At 55.8% G+C, this 22,191-nt stretch carries 18 protein-coding genes; 5 read left to right on the top strand and 13 right to left on the bottom strand.

Translation table 11 applies throughout. The annotated features are described in order from the left end of the window. Window positions 1-29 precede the first annotated feature (29 nt). Both HMJ29_RS18980 and HMJ29_RS18975 read left to right on the top strand, forming a co-directional pair. Window positions 30-833, top strand: coding sequence for a PKD domain-containing protein (locus HMJ29_RS18980; protein WP_171592962.1), 804 nt, complete (start codon window positions 30-32; stop codon window positions 831-833). 53 nt (window positions 834-886) lie between these two features. Beyond that, complete coding sequence (locus HMJ29_RS18975; RefSeq protein WP_171592961.1) at window positions 887-1,750, top strand: glycoside hydrolase family 16 protein; 864 nt, start codon at window positions 887-889, stop codon at window positions 1,748-1,750. Between the two features lie 536 nt (window positions 1,751-2,286). On the opposite strand, the gene HMJ29_RS18970 is transcribed toward HMJ29_RS18975, so the two are convergent. The 3 genes from HMJ29_RS18970 to HMJ29_RS18960 all read right to left on the bottom strand — a co-directional run bounded on the left by HMJ29_RS18970 (window position 2,287) and on the right by HMJ29_RS18960 (window position 6,851). Then, window positions 2,287-3,768: a glycoside hydrolase family 30 protein gene (locus HMJ29_RS18970; protein ID WP_171592960.1), complete on the bottom strand. Its 1,482-nt coding sequence runs from the start codon at window positions 3,766-3,768 to the stop codon at window positions 2,287-2,289. Window positions 3,769-4,375: 607 nt separating this feature from the next. Next, window positions 4,376-5,770, bottom strand: a complete 1,395-nt coding sequence (locus HMJ29_RS18965) for a DEAD/DEAH box helicase (RefSeq protein ID WP_171592959.1) — start codon at window positions 5,768-5,770, stop codon at window positions 4,376-4,378. 145 nt (window positions 5,771-5,915) lie between these two features. Further along, on the bottom strand, window positions 5,916-6,851 hold the full coding sequence (locus HMJ29_RS18960) for a YihY/virulence factor BrkB family protein (RefSeq protein ID WP_171592958.1): 936 nt from the start codon (window positions 6,849-6,851) through the stop codon (window positions 5,916-5,918). Between the two features lie 172 nt (window positions 6,852-7,023). On the opposite strand from HMJ29_RS18960, the gene HMJ29_RS18955 reads away from it, so the two are divergent. Further along, window positions 7,024-7,470, top strand: coding sequence for a DUF2062 domain-containing protein (locus tag HMJ29_RS18955; protein WP_244679029.1), 447 nt, complete (start codon window positions 7,024-7,026; stop codon window positions 7,468-7,470). A 78-nt stretch (window positions 7,471-7,548) separates the two neighbouring features. On the opposite strand, the gene HMJ29_RS18950 is transcribed toward HMJ29_RS18955, so the two are convergent. The 8 genes from HMJ29_RS18950 to HMJ29_RS18915 all read right to left on the bottom strand — a co-directional run bounded on the left by HMJ29_RS18950 (window position 7,549) and on the right by HMJ29_RS18915 (window position 17,185). Beyond that, window positions 7,549-8,511 (bottom strand): enhanced serine sensitivity protein SseB C-terminal domain-containing protein, encoded by a 963-nt coding sequence (locus HMJ29_RS18950; RefSeq protein WP_171592957.1) that lies wholly within the window; start codon window positions 8,509-8,511, stop codon window positions 7,549-7,551. 238 nt (window positions 8,512-8,749) lie between these two features. Next, window positions 8,750-9,190 (bottom strand): c-type cytochrome, encoded by a 441-nt coding sequence (locus HMJ29_RS18945; protein WP_171592956.1) that lies wholly within the window; start codon window positions 9,188-9,190, stop codon window positions 8,750-8,752. Continuing rightward, the gene (locus HMJ29_RS18940; RefSeq protein ID WP_171592955.1) at window positions 9,187-9,882 is read right to left on the bottom strand and encodes an SCO family protein; all 696 of its coding nucleotides are present in this window, start codon (window positions 9,880-9,882) and stop codon (window positions 9,187-9,189) included. Before HMJ29_RS18940 ends, HMJ29_RS18945 begins: the two co-directional genes overlap by 4 nt. 12 nt (window positions 9,883-9,894) lie before the next feature. Further along, window positions 9,895-10,287 (bottom strand): hypothetical protein, encoded by a 393-nt coding sequence (locus HMJ29_RS18935; protein ID WP_171592954.1) that lies wholly within the window; start codon window positions 10,285-10,287, stop codon window positions 9,895-9,897. 77 nt (window positions 10,288-10,364) lie between these two features. Further along, the gene (locus tag HMJ29_RS18930; protein WP_171592953.1) at window positions 10,365-10,853 is read right to left on the bottom strand and encodes a DUF4112 domain-containing protein; all 489 of its coding nucleotides are present in this window, start codon (window positions 10,851-10,853) and stop codon (window positions 10,365-10,367) included. Between the two features lie 174 nt (window positions 10,854-11,027). Beyond that, the gene (locus tag HMJ29_RS18925) at window positions 11,028-13,475 is read right to left on the bottom strand and encodes a hypothetical protein (protein WP_171592952.1); all 2,448 of its coding nucleotides are present in this window, start codon (window positions 13,473-13,475) and stop codon (window positions 11,028-11,030) included. Window positions 13,476-13,608: 133 nt separating this feature from the next. Then, window positions 13,609-16,383 carry a TonB-dependent receptor gene (locus HMJ29_RS18920; protein ID WP_171592951.1) on the bottom strand — a complete coding sequence of 925 codons (2,775 nt, stop codon included), beginning with the start codon at window positions 16,381-16,383 and terminating at the stop codon, window positions 13,609-13,611. Between the two features lie 55 nt (window positions 16,384-16,438). Further along, on the bottom strand, window positions 16,439-17,185 hold the full coding sequence (locus tag HMJ29_RS18915) for a hypothetical protein (RefSeq protein WP_171592950.1): 747 nt from the start codon (window positions 17,183-17,185) through the stop codon (window positions 16,439-16,441). A 599-nt stretch (window positions 17,186-17,784) separates the two neighbouring features. On the opposite strand from HMJ29_RS18915, the gene HMJ29_RS18910 reads away from it, so the two are divergent. Then, complete coding sequence (locus HMJ29_RS18910) at window positions 17,785-18,708, top strand: aldo/keto reductase (protein ID WP_366670776.1); 924 nt, start codon at window positions 17,785-17,787, stop codon at window positions 18,706-18,708. A 182-nt stretch (window positions 18,709-18,890) separates the two neighbouring features. On the opposite strand, the gene HMJ29_RS18905 is transcribed toward HMJ29_RS18910, so the two are convergent. After that, window positions 18,891-20,339: a DNA integrity scanning protein DisA nucleotide-binding domain protein gene (locus HMJ29_RS18905; protein ID WP_171592948.1), complete on the bottom strand. Its 1,449-nt coding sequence runs from the start codon at window positions 20,337-20,339 to the stop codon at window positions 18,891-18,893. A 196-nt stretch (window positions 20,340-20,535) separates the two neighbouring features. On the opposite strand from HMJ29_RS18905, the gene HMJ29_RS18900 reads away from it, so the two are divergent. Continuing rightward, on the top strand, window positions 20,536-20,835 hold the full coding sequence (locus tag HMJ29_RS18900) for a hypothetical protein (RefSeq protein ID WP_171592947.1): 300 nt from the start codon (window positions 20,536-20,538) through the stop codon (window positions 20,833-20,835). A 15-nt stretch (window positions 20,836-20,850) separates the two neighbouring features. Here the strand turns inward: HMJ29_RS18900 and HMJ29_RS18895 are convergent, their stop codons facing one another. Continuing rightward, window positions 20,851-22,098 carry a TIGR03862 family flavoprotein gene (locus HMJ29_RS18895; RefSeq protein ID WP_216634072.1) on the bottom strand — a complete coding sequence of 416 codons (1,248 nt, stop codon included), beginning with the start codon at window positions 22,096-22,098 and terminating at the stop codon, window positions 20,851-20,853. Between the last annotated feature and the right edge of the window lie 93 nt (window positions 22,099-22,191).

The following is a 22,191-nucleotide window of genomic DNA, read 5'->3' as shown; positions in this document are numbered from 1 at the left end:
TCCCACCGACGCGTATAGCTCACAAACCCATGAGACATATCTGGAATAAGATGGCGCTGGCACTACTGGCCAGTTCGCTACTGATTACTGCCTGCGATAAAGACGACGACGGCCAGCTCGAAGGTCCTAAGCCCACTATCAGCTTCACCGCCTCCACGCCCAAAGTGGTAGGCCTCACCTCCGAGGTGACCTTTACCAGCACCAGCTCCGATGCCTTCCTGTATCAGTGGGACTTCGGCGATGGTACTATTGGCTCGGGGGCAACGGTGACGCACGTGTACACCAAAGGCGGCACCTTTACGGTGCAGCTGATTGCAGCTGGCCGCGGTGGCACCAGCCCTTCCGTAACCAAGCAGGTAGTGATTGTATCACCCCTCAACACGGTAAACCAATTGCTCACCGGAGGCTCATCCAAAACCTGGATGCTCGATAACAGTGTGAGTGCCACCATTGTAGTAGGTCCCAGTGATTCTGATCCTACGAGCTATTACGCCGGCGGACCAGCGGGTGCCCTGCCAGCATGCCAGGCCGACGATGAGTTTACCTTCAGCAGCGCCAATGTGTACACGTACAATGCTAAAGGCGAAACTCTGGTAGCTGGTAATGGCGGATGCCAGGCACCCCGTTCCGGCTCTACGCCCTATACTTTTGGTGCCGCCACAGGCGCTGGGGTAGCCCAGCTTACGCTGGCGAATGCCGGCTCTTTTATCGGTATCACCGACGCGCCCGACCTGGTGTACCGTATTCTCTCCATTGATGAGAAGCACATGGTATTGCGCGCCGGTAAGCCTAATGCCGGAGTGGTATTCACCCTCAAATTGGTGGCGAAATAGCATTTCTATTGCCGCTGCTTAGTAGCTGCTTGAGCCTGCAAGGGCATACTTACATGCGTAAAACTTTCACAGGTATCTCCCTCCGTCAGAAAGCCGGGGCCAGCTATTTGCTGGCCCTGAGCTTACTGGCCTGCACGGAAACGAAACCCCAGGTCATACCAGCTCCGGCGCCAGCACTCGTAAACTCCGAGGCACGTGAGCCTAATCAGTACACGGAACTCAAGTGGAGTGATGATTTCGATGGCAGCGCCCTTGATCAGACCAAGTGGGTATACGAGCAAGGGGCCAGCGGCTGGGGCAACCAGGAGCTTCAGAACTACACCAACTCTCCCGAAAATGTATTTACGGAGAGCGGAAACCTCGTTATAAGAGCTAAACAGCAAACCCCGGGCACTAATTCGTACACTTCAGGACGCATTATTACCAAAGGCAAGCAAAGCTTTCAGTTTGGCCGCCTAGATGTGCGGGCCAAGGTGCCCAAAGGCAAAGGAGTGTGGCCCGCCATCTGGATGTTGGGCTCTGATATAGACCAGAACAACTGGCCTGTCTGCGGAGAAATTGACATCATGGAGCTGCGCGGCAGCAAACCCCGGGAAATGCTTTCCACCATGCACTATGGCACGGGCTCTGCTGACCACCGCTACACCGGAACCACCGAACGACTGGCTTACGACCTCTCCGACGACTTTCATGTATTTAGTGTGGTGCGCAGCCAGAATCTCATGCGCTTCTACCTCGATGGGCGGGAGTATTACCGCTTCAGCAACAGCGACGCCAGCCCATACCCGTTCAACAATCCCTTTTTCGTGATTTTGAACTTAGCCATAGGAGGGAATTTTGATGGTAACCCCGACGCTACCACCACCTTCCCGCAGCAGATGCAGGTTGATTACGTGCGCTTCTACCAGTATAAGTAATACCGGGACTCGGCCCGGCACTGCCGAGTGGGATGAGGTGCGTATCCAGAAAGCTTTTGGGGATTAGCTTTCTGGCTTAAGTGGGCCGGACCTAGCCACAAGCTAGGTCCGGTTACTAGGCACCAGCTGGTTGTCTGTTACAAACTCAGGCAACCCCACATTACCACAGGAGCGTCTTATCAGCGTCTCCTGATTTACAGTTGCCAGTATCTCGCTGCGGAAGCTAGAAACCAAAGCGGGAGTGTAATGGGCCGGCTTGTCTTTAGGGGGACAGGCTGGCCCTTCTTTTTTAGTGGCCTACAACGGTTGAGTTGTCGGTCCCTGTGTGCGAGAGCTACGAATGCTAACGGTGCAGTTCAGGTACATACCGACTGATGCGTAGGCCAGTGCTTCCATGAACTTACCTGGAGTGTGCCCTATACGTGCTATTGCACTTATCAAGAAAGGCTCAGAAGCAGTACGCCCCAGCTGCCTTGTGCACGTGCACAAGGCAGCTGGGGCGTATTGTCAATTGTTTAAGACTGGCCTAGGGTGGGCTAGTTCACGAGCAGGGTCATGATGGAGTGGGGGCGCGAGGTGGTGGGGGCCGCCTGGCCCCTGATCCAGAGTTGAAAGGGCTGCTGCTGGTCGGTCTGGTTCATCACCACCACCGCAACGGTGCCATCGGGGTTGCGGAAGGCCGTGGTCTGCAGCACGTCGCGGCTGGCCGTGGTGGCAATACGCCGGGCCCCGGGCCGGATGAACTTGCTGAAGTGGCCGATGTAGTAGTAGCTGTTGGTGTAGAGCAGCCGGCCGCTGCGCGTGTCCCCGATGATGGGGGCGTAGCAGAAGTTGCCCACGTGGTTGGGGCCGCCGGTCTGGTCCAGCAGGATGTTCCAGTCGGTCCAGGCCTCGGTGCCGGCGTTGAAGTCATTGATCATCGAGTGGCCGTACCGCTCACCCAGCTGCCAGTCATTCACGTTCGAGAAGTCAAACTTCTCGATGCAGCCCTCGGTGAAGATTAGGTGCTTGTCGGGGTAGGTCTCGTGCACGCGGCGCAGGTTCTCAAACTGCATGCCCGAGCCGGTCCACGTCTCGTACCAGTGGTAGCCCAGACCCCAGTAATACGTACTGGCCTCCGGGTCATCGAACAAGGTAGCGGCGCGCTGGTACATCAGGTCGCGGTTGTGGTCCCAGCCAATGAGCTTCCGGTCGCCCAGGCCCCCTTTCTTCAGGGTGGGGCCCAGGTAGCCCTTCACGAAGTCGCGCTCCTCTTCGGCCGTGAAAATGCACGACTCCCACTTCTGCACGGCCATGGGCTCGTTCTGCACCGTCAGGCCCCAGATAGGGATGCCCTGGCGCTCGTACGCCTTGATGAACTTGACGTAGTAGTCGGCCCAGAGCTGGCGGTACTCGGGCAGCAGCTTGCCGCCCTTGAGCATACTCTGGTTGGTCTTCATCCAAGCCGGCGGGCTCCAGGGGCTCACGTACATCGTCAGCTGGCCGCCGGCGGCCGCAATGGCCTGCTTGATGAAGGGAATGCGGTACTGCTCGTCGTGCTTGACGCTGAAGGTCTGGAGCGTCTTGTCGCCGTCGGCCACGTACGTGTAGGGGGCCGTGGAGAAGTCGGTGCTGTGGATGGTGGTGCGCGCCAGCGTGTAGCCGATGCCCTGGGTGGGGCTGTAGTAGGCGCGCAGCAACTCCTGCTGCTGGGCTGTGGGCAGCTTGGCGAAGGTTTCGGCCGCGGCATCGGTCAGGGCCCCGCCGATGCCGAGCAGGGCCTGGAACGAGTGGTTGGGGTCGACGAAGACCGTGGGCTGGGTTTCCAGGGGCTGGGGCTGGGCCGAGAAGCTGAGCTTATCAGTGGCCGACAGGCGCAGCTCCGAGTTAGCGGCCGTGGTGTAGACCTGCACCTGTTTGCCCACCGCCGAGTAGGAGGAAGGGGAGGAGGAAGCCTTGGATTTGGAAGAAGAGGCTTTTTGCGCCGTAGCAGTATGAAGGCTCGCCACAAATATGGCGGCCAGAACTATTCTTTGCATGCAGGAGAGATAAGAAGGGGTGGGAATACACAAGCTCAGGGTGGCCAGAAGCGCCAGAAATGCCAACGGCTAGTAAACGAGTAGCCAAGGGGCCCACGACTTGACGCAAGACTTCAGCCAAGATATTTGGGCTATGCCAATGCTGCATAGGCATTGGCTTGAGCAGCATAGTAGGGAGTAGACACTCAGCCGCTAAGCCAAAGATATCATCACTCGTTGCGAGAAAAAAGTGCGAAATAAAGCCATTTATGCATCTTTTACAGCTCGCAAACGCTTACAGCACACGCCCAAAATTGATTTAGCAAGGGCCAAAAGGGTAATTGTGGCTTACATGCGTAGCCCTTTTAGCAGATAAGAAACAATAAAAAAGTAAGGCTGGGCAAGCGAGGAAGTTATGCTTGCAAGGAAGCCTAAGGAATGCCGAGGCTGCTTCTTCAGAAGGCAGATCAGAACTCTTTTTTCGGGTGCTTTAGCCTCAACAGGTGAGCAAAGCTACTTGTGAAGCAGTTCAAGTAATGGCGTACTAAATCAAAATCCCCTGCTCAGCTGGTAACACACCAGCTGAGCAGGGGATTTCATTTGAAAGTGACGGATGCGCAGAAAGCCGCTACTCTACTAGCGAAACCCTGATTTTCCGACCTTTGATTTTAGCGCCGGTTACGCGTTCGGCAATGTCTTTGGCCTGGGGCCGGGGTACTGCCACGTAGCTATAATGGTCGAAGACTTCGATATGACCCACCTCGGAACGCTCTAGGCCACCTTGCGCCACAAACGTACCCACCAGATCGTGGGCACTGACTTTGTCTTTGCGGCCCGCAGAAACGTGCAGTGTTACGTTCTCAGGGCGAGCCGTTTTATGAGCCGCTGGAGGAAGCTTGGGCGCATATAGGGGCTTCCACTGAATGCTGGCGGCCACAGGCCACTTCTTTACGTGGGCCATTTCTTTGTCGGTCACCAAAATGTGCGCTGTGCCTTCGGCGCCAGCCCGTGCCGTGCGGCCCGCCCGGTGCTGGAAGGCATCGGCTTTGTCAGGGGAATCAAATTGCACTACCGTATCGAGGGCCGTCACGTCAATACCGCGGGCAGCTACATCGGTAGCTACCAGCACCTGGCTGGAGCCGTTGCGAAGCTTCATGAGGGCTTTGTCGCGCTCGGGCTGGGGCATTTTACCGTGCAATACTTCTGCTGCTACGCCACGTCCCTGCAGGAAGCGGGTGAGCTCTGAGCACCGCTCCCGAGTGTTACAAAACACCAGGGCCCGCCCGGTTTCCGGCTGTTGCAGCAAGTGAAGCAGAGCGGCGGGCTTCTTCTCTACCGTACCGTAGTGGCCTACGAGCTTCAGGTTCTCAGGTAGCTCATCAGTGTCCTCGCCGGCATTCACTACCCGAGGACGCGTGAGGTTCTTCCGAATCAGATCCAGCACCTTATCCGACATGGTGGCCGAAAAAAGCAATGTCTGGCGGCGGCGGGGCAGGCGCTTGATAATCTCCACCAGCTCATCCTGAAACCCTAGTTCCAGTAATTTGTCGGCTTCGTCGAGAATGAGCACTTTCAGCTGGTTCGGGATGATGCTACGCCGCTCAAAGTGGTCGAGGAGGCGGCCGGGAGTGGCTACTACAATGTGAGGAGCCTGCTGCAGCGAGGCCGTTTCATCACGGAAGGCGTGGCCCCCGTAGAAGGCCGCTACGCGCAGGTTTGGCAAAAATTTGCCTAGCTTTTTGAGCGCATCGCGCACCTGCAGGGCTAGCTCCCGGGCCGGCACCAGCACAATAATCTGCACGGCATCCAGCTTCACATCAACCTGGTGTAGCACTGAAAGGCCGTAAGCGGCCGTTTTGCCCGAGCCAGTGGGCGCCTGGCCTACCACATCCTGTCCGGCCAGGGCCATCGGAATCACCTGCTCCTGTACGGGAGTAGGGGCCGCAAAAGCCAGCTCTTCGAGAGCTTGCAAAAGCGCGGGGGCGAGGCCTAAGTCGGCGAAGGAGGGAGAAGTCGGAGTCATACAGCGTGAAATTTCCTGCAAAGGTAGCGCTTTGGCAGGCGGGAACATGGAAAGCGGTAACTAGTCAGCGCAGACTAGGGGGGCACATCTACCTCACCTGTACAAGCCAAGCCAACTGAACAAGCGGCGGCCTGAGCTACAGCTACTAATCCTCTACGTCTACCAGCTTATAACGAATGGCGGATTTCTTGGGACGAATATCCAGTCCAACGTAGTGCGCATACGCTTTCGTGAAGCAGGCGCCAAAGTAGAAAATCATGGCGGAGTAGAATACGAACAGCAGCACCAGCACCATGCTGGAAGCTGGGCCGTAAATAGGGCCTAAGTTACGTGGCACCAGTAAAAAGCCCAGTACATTCTCGCCCAAGTCAATTAGAACGGCTGTGAGCAGGGCGCCGCGGAGCACTGCCCGGCGTGGCACTTTAGCGCTGCTAAGATTGCGGAACGTAATAGCAAACCACGCCGCCAGAATCAGCAACGAAGAAAGCTGATTAGCAATTTGGAAGAGGTAATACACAAAGGTGGCGTCGAAGTCACGAATGTAGTCGCCCAAAAAAGCCAGGGCGGCATCAATTCCAAACGCTACCACTGAAAGCACCATGGTGGCAAAGAGCAGGCTCAGCGACCGGGCCCGCTCCTTCAGAATCTTGGTGAGGCGGCCGGTGCTGCGCCGGGTCCGGATTTGCCAGAGCTGGTTAAGCGAGTTCTGAATGACTCCGAAGAGGGTAGTGGCAATGAAAAGCAGAAAGGTAAACCCCAGCCACGTGACTAAGCGGCTACGCTCTACGTTGGTGACGTTCTGTAAAATCTGCTCTACCAGACCGGCCGCTGAGGCCCCCAGCAGGTGAGCGAGCTTGGTGAGCAACAGCAGGCGCACGGCCGAAGCGGAGTAAAGCGACCCGATAATCTGAATCAGAATGATCAGGATGGGAGGCAGGGCAAACGTGGTGAAGAATGCCGTAGCGGCACCCAGGCGCAATGGGTCGTTGGCACTGAACTCACGAGCCGCGCGGCGCAGCAGAATCAGGAAATCAGTCCAAACATTGCGGCCGTGGTGAGCCGAGTCGTGTACTTTTGTCATCGGAGGCGCGTACTACTCTTGGCGCGAAGCCAGCTCAGGGCAGTGTACGAAGGTAACTCGCCGCCGCTGGAAATTGTACCGTTCCTGCTAAACTTTCCTTGTGACTCAACCACCTGCATTGCCCCCAGATACACCGCCTGCCACTAATTGGGTACGGCGGTTGCTCAATCCCTTGCGAAATTTGCTGCGGCAAGGGCTCACGCCGCATCAATTGGCCCTGACTATGGCCTTGGGTACGGTAATAGGGCTGGTGCCCGTACTGGGCATTACTACTCTGGTAGCAACGTTTATTGCCGTACGGCTGCGCCTGAATGTGGCGGCCACGCTGCTCATTGCGCATCTCTGGAGCCCGGTGCAGCTACTGCTGCTGATTCCGCTACTGCACTGGGGCAACCAGCTCTTCGGGGCCGATGCGCACGGTGCCCTGACGCTGGCCCAGCTGCAACAGCAGTTCTCCCACGACTGGGTAACCGCCCTGCAGGTACTCTGGAAAGCTTTTGCGGGCGCTTTATTACTCTGGGCCTTGGCTGCCTTACCGGTTGGCGCAACGCTTTACTTTATACTACGCCCCGTGCTGAGGCGGGTGTTAGCCCGCCAACAAGCTACTACCGCAGCATAAGCCTGCCGCCGCAAAAGCTCAGAAACAACAAAGCCCGGCGCCATGGCGACGGGCTTTGAGCATAGACCTACATTGCAGCTACGCGCGCTGGTATACAGGCTCAGTCTGCAGCAGATACTGAATAAGTGGCTCCTCTGAGGCAGGGTCAATAAGCATCAGGTCCACGAACTGCGCTTCACCAATGTTATTCTGAATAACAGGGCCAAGCTCCTGCAGAAACGCGGGGTCTTGCTGATCTGAGTGGAAGGCAAGCAGCAACCGACGCTCCTCGGGGTTGTGCTGCATCTGCATCTCGGCTAAGTAAATAGCGTTGATGTGGTCTTGGCCACCGGCATATTCGCGCAGGGCATCTTTCAGGGCTATGGGCTCTTCAGCAGGCTGATTAAGCGCCACCTGCACGTCTTGCGGGTTAGGCACCTCAAACAATTGACCAGCCAACAGGGCCTGAATTTCGTCGGCGGCTAACAACTTACCCACGGGTGAAAACGGGTTCAGGGCGCACTCAGCACCTTGCACCATCGAGAAGAAATCATGGCCGCGCAGGCGCATATAGGTGACCGAGTCGGGGGCAACTGCGCCACCTTCGTAAATGCGCTCTACTGAGGTGAAAACGGGTATTTTTCCGTCGTGCAACACCTGCAACTGAATCTCCATGCCTTCAGTGGGCGTAATCTCGCCGGGCTCCATTCCTTCTTTGGGAGCCATTACTACCACTACCTCCTCGCCCAACAACGCCTGATAAAAGGGGCTGCGGAAAGCGGGGTCAGTGGCGGCCTGAAGCAGCAACTGCTCCAGAATATTGCGAGGCTCGAAAGCCACTAAATCGGGAGTTTGGGGGAGAGGAATGGGGGGTGCCGGCGGAATCTGAGGCATGGGAGCCGGAGCGGGCGGGGTAGGCATCTGATAGTTCGAGCCTTTGTAGCGCGGACCGGAGGGGGTATCAGTCGCGCTGGGAGAGGGCGAAGCAGCAGGAGTGGGGGTGGGAGCGGGCGCTGGAGCGTCCTCTTCCGATTTCTTCTTTAGAAAGTCAAATAGACCCATAACAAAACAAACAGATGAAGCTGCAAGCTAAGGAGGATTACGGGAAGATGCACGCCCTACCGGCCGAGAACCTCTTCCTGAAAAGCAAATTAAAAACTTCAGGCTGCTGTAAGTAGTGCCCTTGCTTTCAGATTACCACGCCAGCTGTCCTTCAATAGCATACGCCAACTGCTAGGCCAGTGCAATGAATAGGCCTAGCTTGCTGGTTGACGCCGGGAGGCGGCGCCCGATTAGTCAGCTATTGCCCGTCACTGCCATTACATTGGCCAAGAAGCTCTGACGCTTCACGGATGGTATATGCCTGGTTTTTGTTGCCCCAGTTTTGTTGCACGAAGTTGAGCAGATTGGCAATCTGGGAATCAGTGAGGTCATTATGACTGGGCATCACTTGGTTGTACTCAACCCCATTTACTACCACCGCGCCCTGCATACCCTTCCTTATTAAGCAAGGTAACTCCTGACGGTGCTGCGCTACGTAATCTGAAGCAGCAACCGGCGGAATCAGGCGTTTCAGCCCTTGCCCTTGCTCGCCGTGGCAGTTGGCGCAGTGGGAGGCATACAGCTGGGCCCCTTCATTGCGGCGCTCCGTGAAACACCCACTCAAGCCCGCCGATAAGCTGATGCCTAGTGCGGCCAGCACGGCTCCAACTTTCGAAACTGCGAGCCGACTATACCTCATTTGGCAGCCGTAGCTTGGGCGTTGGCTTCTTCCCGCAATAGCTCGGGCAGCTCCCGGATGAGCCGGTCAACCTCCGTTTTTTCCATGCCATCATACAACCCCCGAATGCGGCGGTGGGAGTCAATCAGGGCAAACGTGCCGCTGTGAGCATAGCCACCCACTACCCCCTTATCTACTTGAGCGGCCGTCATGTATGCGCGGGCCAGGGCAAAAATAGTGTCGTGAGGAGCCGTAGCGAAGTGCCACCGCGACGCATCCTTGATACCCAGGCGCTCCGCATAGTCACGCAGAACCGGAATCGAATCATGCGCTGGGTCAATGGTATGGCTTAGGAACAGCACGTTAGGGTTGCCCTTAAACTGCTCATAAACGCGCAGCAGCTCGCTCTGCATTTTGGGGCAGATGCTGGGGCAGGTAGCAAAGAAGAAATCAGTGACATAGACCTTACCCGCAAACGTTTGGTTGGTGATGGTCTGGCTGTCTTGGTTGGTAAGGGTAAACGCAGGAACGGTATAGGGAATAGTATCGGGGGCGGCACCGGCAGGGTTAACTACCAGTTCTGGCTCACCCAAATAGGGTAAGTGGGCTTCCTGGGTAGGCTTTTGGGTGCAACTGGGGAGCGTGAGACCGGCGCTTACCACGGTTAGTGCTAAAAGCAAGTGGCCTACGCTACGCAAAAAAGAAATCTTCATGAAGAAAAGGTATTAGCGACTACCAGTTTTTACTAACAAGCGCGCAGAGTCGAGACTAGTTCGAAACAGGTGGCCTACGGAGTCAATATACTGCTGCTGGCTGGCGTAATAAGTCAGCCGGCGCTCCACCTTGGTGGTATCGGCTGGGCGGTGGTACTGATGCATCCAGGCCATCATGCCCGCATCGGCAGCTAAGAGGGCACGGCGCTGGCGGCCAGCCGCAACTGTATCGGCTGGAGGCGTTTTCTGGAGCTGCTGGCGCAGCTCATATAACTGGTCCATCTGGGCCATCAGTTCATCGTGGCGAGCCAGCACGGCTTTCTCAGCGGCTTCGGCTTTCTGCTCATCGCTTTGCAACGATAAGCACGAGGAAAATAGTAGGAGCAGCGGAAGGTATCGGAGCATTTTCACGCCGCAAAGGTAAGGCCGGGGCGTGAGTAATGCGTGTGTAAAAGCAGAACCTACTGGACCGCGCGCCTGGGCTAGGCGTACTGCCATGAGTGCTGATCCAGATAGTGCCAGATGGTAGTACCTAACTCCCACACTCCCCACACCACTAGGCCACCTAGCGCCAAGAGTACCACAAGCACCAGCACCAGCAGCCCCCAGCCGCTGCCCTGATACTTGCCCTCGGCGTAATGTGCGCGCAGTAGGCGCACGTTGCGGTCGTTAGCTTTATAGGCGAAGTCGAAAATGTTGCCTATCACGGGAATAGCACCAATAATGGTGTCGAGAAGAACATTCAGAAGCATCCGAACTACCAGCTGACCACTGGCCCCATGCCGCATCATTGTTAGAATGAGCACCCCGGAAATGGCCAGGGAAGGTAAGCCACCCACCACCGGAATCAGCCCCATCAGCGGGTCAAGCCCAAAGCGCCAGGTAGTGCCGGGCACCTGAAACTGGCTGTCCATAAGGCGGGAAATGCGCTCTACCCACTGCAGGCGGTTGTCTTCGTCAAAGGTGCTCATAGTAACTGGTAGGGAGTGTAAGGAGAGTAACGCTACATACGGCAGTTGGTTGGTGAGGTAAGCAGTTGCCCGCTGTGCGGTGGACACCCAAACGGCTAAGCTACTAAACACAACGCCCAGCCGAGAAGCTCCTGCTGGGCGTTCGATACACTATGGGTGAAGCTTCCCTCTGGCCTAGAGAGCTGGTTTCACCTCAAATTGGAAGCGGGCGGTACCGCTAAGGCCATCGGCTGCGAGGCCCTGCACCACAACTTCATACGTGCCGGGCTGGTCAGAGGTGAAGAACTCTAGGGTAGTGGAGCCGGTGGCAGTGGTCGTAACATCGGGGTTCCAGTAGAGCAGGTTTCGCATATCGGGCAAGCGGCGCTGCTTTTCCTCGGCTGTGGCGTAACTAGGAGAGTAAAATTCGCGCTGGTATTGTACGCCTTCGTACTCCTGAATGAGTGCGCGCGGATCAAGCTGAAAGCCCGCTAGGTCGCCTTTATACGTGCTATAGCTCACAATACCATTGTAGCGCGCGGCCCCCTGAAAGTAGGCACTAGTCATAACGTCCAGCTTTTTGATTTTCAGGGGGTCCATAGCCATTATCTTATTGATATCGAATACCGGCACGCCATCTAACAGTACGAGCGGGTTTTCGGGGAATATGGCGTTGTTCACGTGGTCCATCACCAAGAAGTGAAAGCCGTCTTTCCGAAGCCTTACCTGCACGCCGGGTACGTATTCGCGCATTACTTCTTCCAGCACCTTAAAGCGAGTAAACTCGTCAAGCAAATACTGCTCATCAGGCTTGCCATAGAAGGCCGCGCTGTCAGAGACCGGGAGCTTGAAGATGGCTTGCTGCTTCGAGAAATACGCATTCTGCGTCTGCATTTCCAGGCTGCGGCTAAGAATGTCCTGCTGGTTGCGCTCTGAGAAGGTGAAGGGCAGCGGCAGCGACTTGCTATACTGCTGCGAAAACGGATTTAACAGTTCAATTTGATACGTGCTGTCCTTCTGCGTGTTAGTCTGCAGAATCAGGTCATTGGCACTGTATAGGCCACTAGCTTCAAATAGTACCAGTCCATCAGAATTACTTAGCGAGTTAAAGAGGTTAACCTTTGGGCTGGGGGTAGCCATGTACACAATAACACCAGGAGCTGGCTTGCCCCCGCCCGTTGTAACTCGGGCCGGAATGGTAAGTCCCTGGAGCTCGGATAGGTACTGGAAAGGCTTACTGGGGCCAGCAAGAACATCCGCCCAGCGGAACCGGCTCCACCCATGCGTCAGCATCAGGTTGTCGCTGGCCTGCTCAGCCTCCGGGCCGGGGGTGCTTACATAATAGTCGGGGTTCTCAATGTTGCCTTTCAGGTCAGAGGTCAGCCACAAGTAACTGTGGATGTTGGGCAGGGCCGAGGACGGCAGCGAATCGAGCCGGAAAACGGCCAGCGACATATTGGCCGGTAGTGGTTGAGCCTGCGCAGAAGCCGTGGCTATCTGCAGATTTACTTTTTCGCGTGTGCCGTAGGCCTGTTGCGCGGTGCGGCCCGTGATGGCTAATTGGTGCGTAGGCCGGGTAAAGAACAGCCGCTCGCACAGTGGCTTTTTCTCCTGGTTAAACACGGTAAAGTGCGTTACCCCCTCGGGTAGAGTTTTCCTGTCAACGAGCACCGTGGCTTTACCAGCCTGCAACCGAGTGAGGGCCGATACAGCTACCTGTTGCCGGGAGTGGCCTAGTAGCAGTAGTTCTTCGGCGGCCTGGCCAGGCACCGTTGATTCAATACCAATTCTAAGCTGGGTGGGGCTGGCTTCCTCCACCCGAAGCACTACTCCTTGCGCCGCAACCACAGGAAGCTTCCGCGTGAAGGCCTGTTTGTTGGGTAGCGTGAGTACTGCTGTATAGACGGCGCCTGTTGCTTGAGGGGTTAGTACAAAGCTGCCTAGGCCATACTTGAGGGTGCTGAAGGTTGCCACGGTGGCGCCGCGTTGGTCTAGCAGGGTGCCCGTAGCCGCTATTCCTTTGCCGGTTTTATCAACTATTTTAAAGCCTACCTTACTGGTTACGCCTTTTACCAACGTACCTCCCTCAGGGAAAAACTGCGCGGTGTAGGAGGTGGTATCCTTGGTGACCTTGAGGCCTAGTGTAGTACGGGTGTTAACAATAGAGATATTGGCGTGAAAGAAGCAGTCTGGGGAGAAGTTCTTCATCCAGTTGGTGTAGGCGCGCACCGTATAGTTACCGGAGGCCAACGAAGCGGGCAGCGCCAACGAGCCATGCCCTTTAGCCTGTTGAAGCGCCACCTTGGTTTGCAGAACGGGCCGCTGCTCTTTATCCAGTACCTCAACGTAGGCCACCTGGCTTAATGCCAGCGGGCGGTGCGCCACATCGTCCGTGGCATTCACCTTAAACCAGATAATCTCTCCGCTGATGTAGAGGGGCCGGTCGAGGTGTAGGTAAAGTTTCTCTTGCAGCGCCTGCTGATTGTAGGCGGTAACACGCTTGGTAATAGCCCGTAGCGAATCGGTTTGCGCGTGCACGCTGGAGAGGCCTGCACTTAGCGCCAACAAGAGCATAGCGGCCCGGAGACGTGCCCGACCAGCGGTACTCCAGGTGGTAGGATAGGCTACTATATAACGCGGCATGTTCAAAGTAAATAAGAAGCTCAGAATAGGAAACTGCCTGGGCGAACCGGCCACAACGCCCAGCCCAAGATCAGCGGAGCAGTACCACGCTACGGCACGGTTAGCAACCGCTGAGGAGAAAAGTCGCGCCTGGTTAAAACTTAAAGTTGTAGGTGATGCTCGGAATAGGTTGAGCAAACACCGATAGCTGGTACCCCTTAATTTGGCCGTTAACCGTTTTGAAGTACACCGAGTAGGGGTTCTTGCGGCCCGTGAGGTTGTACACCGATAGCGTCCAGGAGCTGTGTGCCAGCTTCTGCACTTTGTGGTTGCCCTCAATATTGAAGGCAAAGTCGGTGCGGTAATAGTCCGGTACACGGTACTCGTTGCGCTCTGAGTAGTACACCCGGGTAGCATTCCCAATGGTGTACTTGGCCAGGGGCAGCGTGATGGGCCGACCGGTGCTGTGGGTGAAATTCAGCGAGGTGCTGAAGCGCCGGCTAAACCGGTAATTCCCGATCATGGTAAAGTCGTGGGGCTTATCGAAGTTGCTGGGGTAGTACTTACCGCCGTTCACTACATCGGAAGTGGCCGGAGAATTCACCTGCACCAGGGAGCGAGAATAGGTGTAGCTCACCCAGCCATTGATTTTGCCGGTTACCTTCCGCACCATTACTTCTACGCCGTACGCTTTGCCCTCAGCGTTTACTACATCCGTCTCAATGTGGTGGTTGAGGAGCAGCGTGGCGCCGCTCTTGTAATCCACAAAATCGTGCATGAGCTTGTAGTACGTCTCCACCGACGTTTCAATGGTGTTGTTCTTGAAGTTGCGGTAGTAGCCAAAGGCCAGCTGGTCGCCTACTTGCGGGCGGATGTTGGCATCGCTCAGCCGCCACGTGTCGGTGGGCGACATTGAAGCCGTGTTAGACAGCATGTGGATGTACTGCCGCATGCGGTTGAAGCTCACTTTTACCGAAGAGTTATCGGTGAGGGCATACCTGGCCGACAGCCGGTATTCCGGCCCATGATAAGTAGAGGCTACCTGACCTGCTTTATATGAAACCGTATCCGTAATGGTATTTACCGTTTTCGAAACGTTGGGCAGGTATTGGTACACATCCCGTGGGCCCAGGGCGTTATACATAGAATACCGCAACCCAATAGACAAGGAGAAGCGGGGCGAGAAGTCAATCCGGTCGGAAGCGTACAGGGCACTCTCCAAGCCTTTCTCATGCGGCAGGGCATCGGGGGTAATCAACGACTCAGTGCCGAGGGGCGTTAGGCTGCCGGGCATGTTATCGTAGAGAATGGAGCTGATGCCGAAGTCAATGGTATGCTTAGCGCTGTAGAAGTAGTTGAAATCGGCCTGAGCGCTGGTTTGCCCAATTTTATACCGCAGTATAGAGGCGTTAACCGGGTTGCCTTCGCTGGTAATATTGTACTGATACCGGCTCATAGCGCCCGTGAGCACCCCGTAGAGCTTGTTGTTGAAAATGTGCTTCCACTTAACGCTGCCATTCAAGTTCTCATACTTATAAAGCGTGTCGTTGGCCAGCTTAAACTGGTCGTGGCTGCTGTAAGCGGTTAGATAAATGGAGTTTTTATCATTGATTTCGTGGCTGATGTGCGCATTTACATCATAAAAGGAGGCGGAGCTTTGCTTTAGCTTGCTGTTGGGCAGCTTGTGCAGTACCCAGTCGGAGTAACTGGTGCGGCCGCTAAGAATAAAGGCCGTTTTGTCTTTCACAAGGGGGCCTTCCAGGGTTAAGCGGCTCGTGAGTAGGCCTATGCCGCCCGCCCCCGAAAACTTTTTCTTGTTGCCCTCGCGGGTAGCAATGTCTAGCACGGAGGAAAGGCGGCCGCCGTACTTGGCGGGTATACCGCTTTTGTACAGTTCCACCGACTTCAAAATATCGGGGTTAAATGCCGAGAAAAACCCGAATAAGTGGGATGGGTTGTACACGGTGGCGTCGTTGAACAGGATAAGGTTCTGATCGGTGGCGCCCCCGCGCACGTTGAGGCCCGTGCTGCCTTCACCCACCGATTTTACCCCGGGCAGCGTAAGCACCACCCGCAGAATATCGGCCTCGCCAAAGGCAGTTGGTACCTGCTTGATGGTCTTGATATCGAGCCGCTCAACCCCCATCTGCATCCCCGACACGTTACGGTCTTTTTCAGCTTCAATTACCACTTCTTTCAGAGAGGTAATGTCTTCTTCCAGCTCCAGCTCCAGCTTGCCGTTGTTGTTGAGCATAATCTGGCGCTTAGTGTTTTTTACACCAATGCCTCGGATTTTCAGCTCATGCCGGCCCACGGGCAGCGTGAGTGAGTAATACCCAAACTGGTCAGTAGAAGTACCAATGTTTGGCGACTCAATGTAAACGGAAGCACCAATTACGGGCTCCCCGGATTTGCTCTCGCGCACGTGGCCAGCCAGGGTAGCCATTTTGCCCGTGGCAGAACCAGGTAACCCAATTTCAGTAACGGTAGCCCTAAGCGTGTTGCCAGCGCGGGCTTTGGCCCGTGGGCTTAGCTCGGCGGCAGCTGGCTCATCTTCGTAGGCCACTTGGCCAACATCGGGTTTGAAGTAGCCAATAGGCAGCTCCGTTCTGATGGCGGAGTTTTCAGTAATAAATACCCGGTTTTTGGCATCTACGGCAAAACGTAGGGTCTTTCCCTTGAATGTACGCCGCAGCACTGAGTCGAGGGGAACGGCCACCTCATGTACCGTAATGGCGACCTTTTGCACAGTAGCCGGGTCAAAGTAGAAGCGGTAAGGCGTTTGCGATTCTACCTCCTCGGCAAATTGCTCAAAAGAAGCCTTTTCCAGGTCAAGCCGTAGCAGCGGGCCAGTGGAGTTTTGCGCGTATCCTGAAAAGCTACACAGGCCTAGAATAAGCAGCAGGCATCCTGCGTAAAATATCTTCATAAAACGGAAGGATAGAAGCGAAAGTAGACTAAACTATACCCAAAAGGGATAGTGATTAATGCGCTAATGAAGCATTGTACTGAGCAAGCTTTACCAAACTTACTTCCCGATTAGCCTTATTAAACTTTAGCTTATTGGTGCGGGCGTATTTCTGAAGGCTCGCCTTGTTTTCAGGAAATAAGCTAACGAAATTATTTAGGCTGGTAATAGGGTAATACGTATTGTCCTTATAGATGAAATAATTTATTGATTCAAGAAAAATAATTTTAACAGAGTTTTGCTCTGCTCGTTTTTCTAGACTCTTCTCTCTCTTGGCAAATAATTTAGCGTTGCCATCAAAAAGTAGGTCATAAAAGCCAGTGATTATTGGCGTTTTAGGCGTAGGAGGTGCTACCAACCGCACAAAGGTGTGGTTCTGGAGAGTGAATGCTTGGATTTTCTCGTTTATTAAACGATAAGTAATTGCGTTACTCGGGAGGGTTGATACTACCTGATCAAGGTGAGTGTCGTAAAGTAGGGGTATATTGGAATAGCGTTGCCCGTCATATAATATTTCGCCTGGTTTTAATTCGGGCTCATTAAAAAACTGATGGCCTTGCTTGGTACGGTAAAGTTTATCGTAGAATACATACTCGGGCCCATTGTACAAGCGCGAGTTAAGATTTATTGATTGTTCATATTGTTTTTTTAACGTTGTAATATTGGTCGAAACTGACACTTCTGCACTCCCTGTCTGGCCATAGCCGGTGCGGCATACTAGTAGGCCAGTCACGCACATACCTAGTGCATATAATTTATTCATGAGCTAAAGCTGAACTGATCGGATAAGCTTGTGGCGCGCGTTAACTAGCTACAGGCGCCACGTAATGGTAGAGGGAGCGGCCAGGATAATCTGGTTGGCGCATTAGTTGCCGTGAATTTAAGCCGACAACCTGAACGTTAACTACTGTTAGTTGAATCTTTTCGGGGTTTAAGCTAAAATAGAGTATTGTATAGGGTTGAAAAGCAAGGGCAAGTACAAATAAACGGGCCCTTGACCAAGCTTAAAAACATACGCCAGGGTGCAACGGGGGCACATCTGCACGCGGCGCGGGGAAACGCTACGGGCTTGACATTGAGTGGAGGCCCTCTGGGGGTAGGGCACTTATTAGAGCGCTACTGCGCAGTGTTTTTTACTTGCTTGGGATTCCTGAAAACCACATCCTCCTTCAGGCAGTTCTTTAAGCATCACTGGTTTGGGCAGCATGCTCTAACGGCTGAGCTGAAACGCCGGTGGCAAAACGTTGATTGCGTTGTGTTTCCCCTCATATTACCCTAGTTAACCGTTCTGAAATTATGCAAACGCGCACTTTGGGCCCGCAAGGCCCGCAAGTTTCAGCCTTAGGCCTTGGCTGCATGGGAATGTCGGACTTTTACGCCGGCCGTAACGATGCAGAAAGTCTTCGCACCCTTGACCGAGCCTTGGAGTTGGGTGTTACTTTTTTTGACACCGCCGACATGTATGGGCCCTACACGAATGAAGAGCTAGTGGGCAAAGCCATGCAGGGCCGCCGCGACAAAATAGTGCTGGCTACCAAGTTTGGGATTCAGCGTGACCCCAGTGACCCTACCAAGCGCGGGATTAATGGCCGCCCTGAATACGTGCGGCAGGCCTGCGAAGGAAGCCTGCGCCGCTTGCGCACCGACTACCTTGATGTTTATTATCAGCACCGCGTAGATCCTGACACTCCCATTGAGGAAACTGTGGGCGCTATGGCGGAGCTGGTGAAAGAAGGTAAAGTCCGGTATCTAGGCCTCTCAGAGGCCGCCCCCGACACCGTACGGCGGGCGCATGCTGTGCACCCCATTACGGCCCTGCAAACAGAGTACTCACTTTGGAGCCGCGACCCGGAGGACGAGCTGCTCCATACCTGCCGGGAGTTAGGCATTGGCTTTGTAGCCTACTCCCCGCTGGGCCGGGGCTTCCTGACTGGCCAGATTCAGCGGTATGAAGATTTAGCCGAAGATGATTACCGCCGCCATACCCCGCGCTTTCAGGGCGAGAACTTTCAAAAGAACCTCGACCTGGTGGCGAAAATCAGAGAAATGGCGGATGAGAAAGGCGTAACGGCCGGGCAGCTGGCGCTGGCTTGGGTGCTGGCCCAGGGTGAGCATATCGTGCCCATTCCAGGAACTAAGCGTGTGCCTTACCTGGAGGAGAACGTAGGAGCGGCTGAAATCCGGCTTAGCCTGGAAGATCTGGCCCGAATTGACCGTATTGCGCCCCAACAAGCGGCGGCTGGCCTGCGCTACCCTGAGCAAATGATGAATTCAGTAAACGGCTAAGAAACAGAGCCTGCCTGCCGCCAGGCTGTAAGCCTAGTAATCAGCTGGAAAATTAATACACAAAGCCCCTGACGACGGTGAAGTCGCCAGGGGCTTTTGTGGTTACGACGGCCAAAGCCGCAGAGGTGGCTGTAGAAACGCCGAGGTAAGCCAGGCATGCACCAGCAGCGCCCGGAAGTTACTTACCGCCGAACGGGCGGGAGCAGATCAATCCAGCCATCTTCGCTCACCACAATGGCCAGCACTGGATACCGGCTGCTTTCAACGTAGCGCAAGGCGGAGTTGTAGCGGGAGCCCCGTGAGGAATCACCTTTTTCAGTGGCTAGGCCATCTAAGATTACCCCAATGGCATAGCAGGTACCGGCGGGGTCAATGAGTACGGCGCCATCAATGTTGGTTACCAGGCGCAGCACCGAGGGAGTCATGAGGCGGGGTGCCACCCGAAAGCACTGCCGGGTGAGGCGCGCCGCTTCCTGCGCGGCCCCTTCTGAAATCACGAGGATGGTGCCGTTGGTTTGGGCGGTGGCCTTAAGCGTCAGCTCCCAGAGGTAAGCCACTCCTGCGGCATCTACCCCCGGAAATACCCGCCGGATAGCCAACGCAAAATTGCTCTCATCAACCGTGCCCTGGGGCAGGCGTGGCGTGTTCGATACCACTTTCATCATGATGTGGCAATCGTGGCTGAGCTCCCAGCTATAGTGCTTAGTGAAGTGCACCGTAAACAGAGGCTCGTACTGCGGATCGGTAGGCTCCACCAAATACCCCAGGCCAAACACGTCAGTAGCATCGGTAAGCAGGGCGTTGCGGTCTTCACTGAGCTCCAGCAGCTTTCGAATCCGCCGGTAGTCGCGCAGGGGAATAGGTGAGTCGAGGGTGAGGATGGGCACCACGGCTGGGTGGTTGCGGCGCGATACAATCATGGTGCCCACACCTTCATCACCTTCGTGGCGCAGGGCGGCTATGCCATTGCAGGCGTCATAGAGGCCGTGCGTGCCGGCAGCGGCCCGTAGCATAAACCGCCGACCCGCGGCCCGTAGCACCTCATTGTAGTCGCGGTCAAGCACCGGGCGGTCGTCGTCGGTATCCGACTCGCGCAGGCCCCGCGAGGCATCCTGGAGAAACTCCTGAATAGTGGCCATGAGCAAGGAAGCGGGCCGGGTGCCCGCTTTACCCGTTAGGGAATAATAACTCTGGTAGGCCTCCAGGGAAAGCTGCAGCACAATAATAACTTGGTAGTTATACACGCCCACAGGCTGGGAGCAGAAGCTCACCCGCTCTTCGCTTTGCTTGGCAACCAGATCATTGAGGGTGTGCTCGGTGGCCCGGCGCAACAGCTCATACCAGCGTTGTTTCTCGTACCGGTCGTGGTCGAGGGGATGCAGGTGGTACACTACTTCGCGGGGGCCATCGGGCTCCAGAGAAGCTGCGCGAGCTTTCACAGCCGCAAAATCTGTGGGCTGGTAGCGGTGAGTAACGGGTTCTATTACTACGGCTTCGGGGTCGTCAGCTTCCCGGGCCGAGGCCAGGCCCAACAGAAATACTTCCGGCTTTAGCGTCCGATCAAGCAGGTTAAATACGCCATCGGCAAAAAGCTGTGCCGAGACGCGGAAAAGACTTTGATTTTCCCACATAGGGTAGGCAGGCGGGGAGGAAGGGGAGGCAAACCGTTTAGTACGGAAAAAGCCCGTGAATGGTGGTAGCGCCGGTGGCAACTTTCCGGCCAACTTAAGTAAACATCCTCGTACGCCACGCGTTATAGCAGGTAGCAACAAGACCCGGCCCCGGCCTTGTAACTCTGGCAGCATCCGCGTATATTACTGTAGTCATATGCCACTCGCCGTACTCATACCTAGTCCTATGCTGCTGGTAGCTCCCCTGCTGGTGCTGGCCCTTGTGCTGGGCCTGTCGGTGCTGGCCCTCACCACGGCACATTGCGCCCAAAGCTATGGGCGCTCTTTCTGGCTGTGGTTTGCACTGGGCTGGGTGTTGCCCTTGGCGTCGTTTTGTGTGCTGTTTGCGCTTATTCTGCGCCACCAACTCAATTATGGGCAGCGCTTGGTAGATGAAGCCAAGGCTATTCTGGCCGCCGCCGAAGAAGCGCACAAGGTGCGCGAAAGCGACAGCTGATTTCTGGCGCCACCGTTACGGCTGCCGGCTGCCTTGCAGCCAGTGTATTACGCCATTGGCAACCCAGGCACCCGTACTAAAGCAGCCCTGCAACAGGTACCCACCGGTAGGAGCCTCCCAGTCTAGCATTTCGCCCGCTACAAAGGTGCCGGGGCGCCGTACCAGCATGAGGTATGAGTTAAGCTCCTCCCAGGCTACGCCGCCGGCGGTGCTGATGGCTTCTTCTAGAGGGCGTAGGCCAGTAATGGAGATGGGTAAATGCGTAAGCAGGTGGCCTAGCTCCTCCGGGGTGGTGGGTACTACCGGTGGCCCTGCTTCACGCAACAGGGTTGGTATGGGCGGCCCCAAGCGCAGGGTATTCTGTAGGAAAGATGCCCAAGAGGTACCGCTGCGGCGCTGGCTCAGCCGCTGGCGCAAGGCCTCGGGCGTTAGATCAGGCTTCAGGTTCAGCAAAACGGTGGCTGGCACCTGGTGGCCCAGGGCCTCCCGAATGGCAGGCGTAAGCGCATAAACCGGAGTGCCCTCTAGGCCATACTCCGTGAGCATAACCTCACCGCGCACCGTAACTGTACCGCACGTAAGGGCAATATTCTTAAGGGGGGTGCGCTTTACCTTCTCCTGAAAAAAGGACGACCAGGCCACCTCAGCCCCGCAGTTAGAGGGCTGAAAAGGCGTGCACTGCACCCCAATATTGGCAAGGGCAATGGTCCAGCGCCCATCAGAGCCGGTTTTGCTCCAGCTGGCACCACCTAGTGCCAGCACAGTTGCGAGGGGATGCACGGTGGTTTCTTCGCCGGTAGTTTCGTGGCGCAGCCGTAGGCCAGTGGTGCCGGCAAACCCAAGCCAGCGGTGCCGCGTCCGGATGTCTACGCCTAACTGGCCTAGCCGCGCTACCCACGCCCGCAGCAGTTGAGCGGGCTTGTATTCAGCCATTGGGAATACCCGGCCGCTCGTGCCCACGTAGGTAGCAATGCCCAGGCTGGCTGTCCATTGGCGCAGGTCAGTGGGAGAGAAGTGGCCTAGGAAATCCCGGAACCGGGGCTGGTGCGCGGCGTAGCGGGCACTGAAGGACGGTAACTCTTCAGCGTTAGTCAGGTTGAAGCCACCATGGCCTGCCACCAGAAATTTACGCCCTACCGTTGCCTGGGCCTCATATAGTACCACCCGGAGGCCCGCTTCCGCCAGGCGTTGGGCGGCCAGCAACCCCGCCGGACCTCCGCCCACTACGGCTACCACGCCACCAGAATCAGCTGCACTCTGCATGGGGCAAAGGTAGGCCGGAAGTAGCCCAGAAAAAGTACGCATCCGGTTGAAACGCCATTTTCTGCGTATCGTTGATGCATTGATTAGTTTTCT

The sequence above is a fragment of the Hymenobacter taeanensis genome (assembly GCF_013137895.1).
Lineage (GTDB): Bacteria > Bacteroidota > Bacteroidia > Cytophagales > Hymenobacteraceae > Hymenobacter > Hymenobacter taeanensis.
Note: the sequence above shows the minus strand (reverse complement) of the source record. Positions and strands in the feature narration are given on the sequence as shown.

Bases quoted from the DNA above. Each gene is read 5' to 3' on its own strand.
- HMJ29_RS18910 (WP_366670776.1), top strand. From the start codon at position 17,785: ATGTCGGACTTTTACGCCGGCCGTAACGATGCAGAAAGTCTTCGCACC.
- HMJ29_RS18960 (WP_171592958.1), bottom strand. From the start codon at position 6,851: ATGACAAAAGTACACGACTCGGCTCACCACGGCCGCAATGTTTGGACT.
- HMJ29_RS18915 (WP_171592950.1), bottom strand. From the start codon at position 17,185: ATGAATAAATTATATGCACTAGGTATGTGCGTGACTGGCCTACTAGTA.
- HMJ29_RS18975 (WP_171592961.1), top strand. From the start codon at position 887: ATGCGTAAAACTTTCACAGGTATCTCCCTCCGTCAGAAAGCCGGGGCC.
- HMJ29_RS18970 (WP_171592960.1), bottom strand. From the start codon at position 3,768: ATGCAAAGAATAGTTCTGGCCGCCATATTTGTGGCGAGCCTTCATACT.
- HMJ29_RS18930 (WP_171592953.1), bottom strand. From the start codon at position 10,853: ATGAGCACCTTTGACGAAGACAACCGCCTGCAGTGGGTAGAGCGCATT.
- HMJ29_RS18920 (WP_171592951.1), bottom strand. From the start codon at position 16,383: ATGAAGATATTTTACGCAGGATGCCTGCTGCTTATTCTAGGCCTGTGT.
- HMJ29_RS18965 (WP_171592959.1), bottom strand. From the start codon at position 5,770: ATGACTCCGACTTCTCCCTCCTTCGCCGACTTAGGCCTCGCCCCCGCG.
- HMJ29_RS18980 (WP_171592962.1), top strand. From the start codon at position 30: ATGAGACATATCTGGAATAAGATGGCGCTGGCACTACTGGCCAGTTCG.
- HMJ29_RS18950 (WP_171592957.1), bottom strand. From the start codon at position 8,511: ATGGGTCTATTTGACTTTCTAAAGAAGAAATCGGAAGAGGACGCTCCA.
- HMJ29_RS18940 (WP_171592955.1), bottom strand. From the start codon at position 9,882: ATGAAGATTTCTTTTTTGCGTAGCGTAGGCCACTTGCTTTTAGCACTA.
- HMJ29_RS18900 (WP_171592947.1), top strand. From the start codon at position 20,536: ATGCCACTCGCCGTACTCATACCTAGTCCTATGCTGCTGGTAGCTCCC.
- HMJ29_RS18905 (WP_171592948.1), bottom strand. From the start codon at position 20,339: ATGTGGGAAAATCAAAGTCTTTTCCGCGTCTCGGCACAGCTTTTTGCC.
- HMJ29_RS18935 (WP_171592954.1), bottom strand. From the start codon at position 10,287: ATGCTCCGATACCTTCCGCTGCTCCTACTATTTTCCTCGTGCTTATCG.
- HMJ29_RS18895 (WP_216634072.1), bottom strand. From the start codon at position 22,098: ATGCAGAGTGCAGCTGATTCTGGTGGCGTGGTAGCCGTAGTGGGCGGA.
- HMJ29_RS18945 (WP_171592956.1), bottom strand. From the start codon at position 9,190: ATGAGGTATAGTCGGCTCGCAGTTTCGAAAGTTGGAGCCGTGCTGGCC.
- HMJ29_RS18925 (WP_171592952.1), bottom strand. From the start codon at position 13,475: ATGCCGCGTTATATAGTAGCCTATCCTACCACCTGGAGTACCGCTGGT.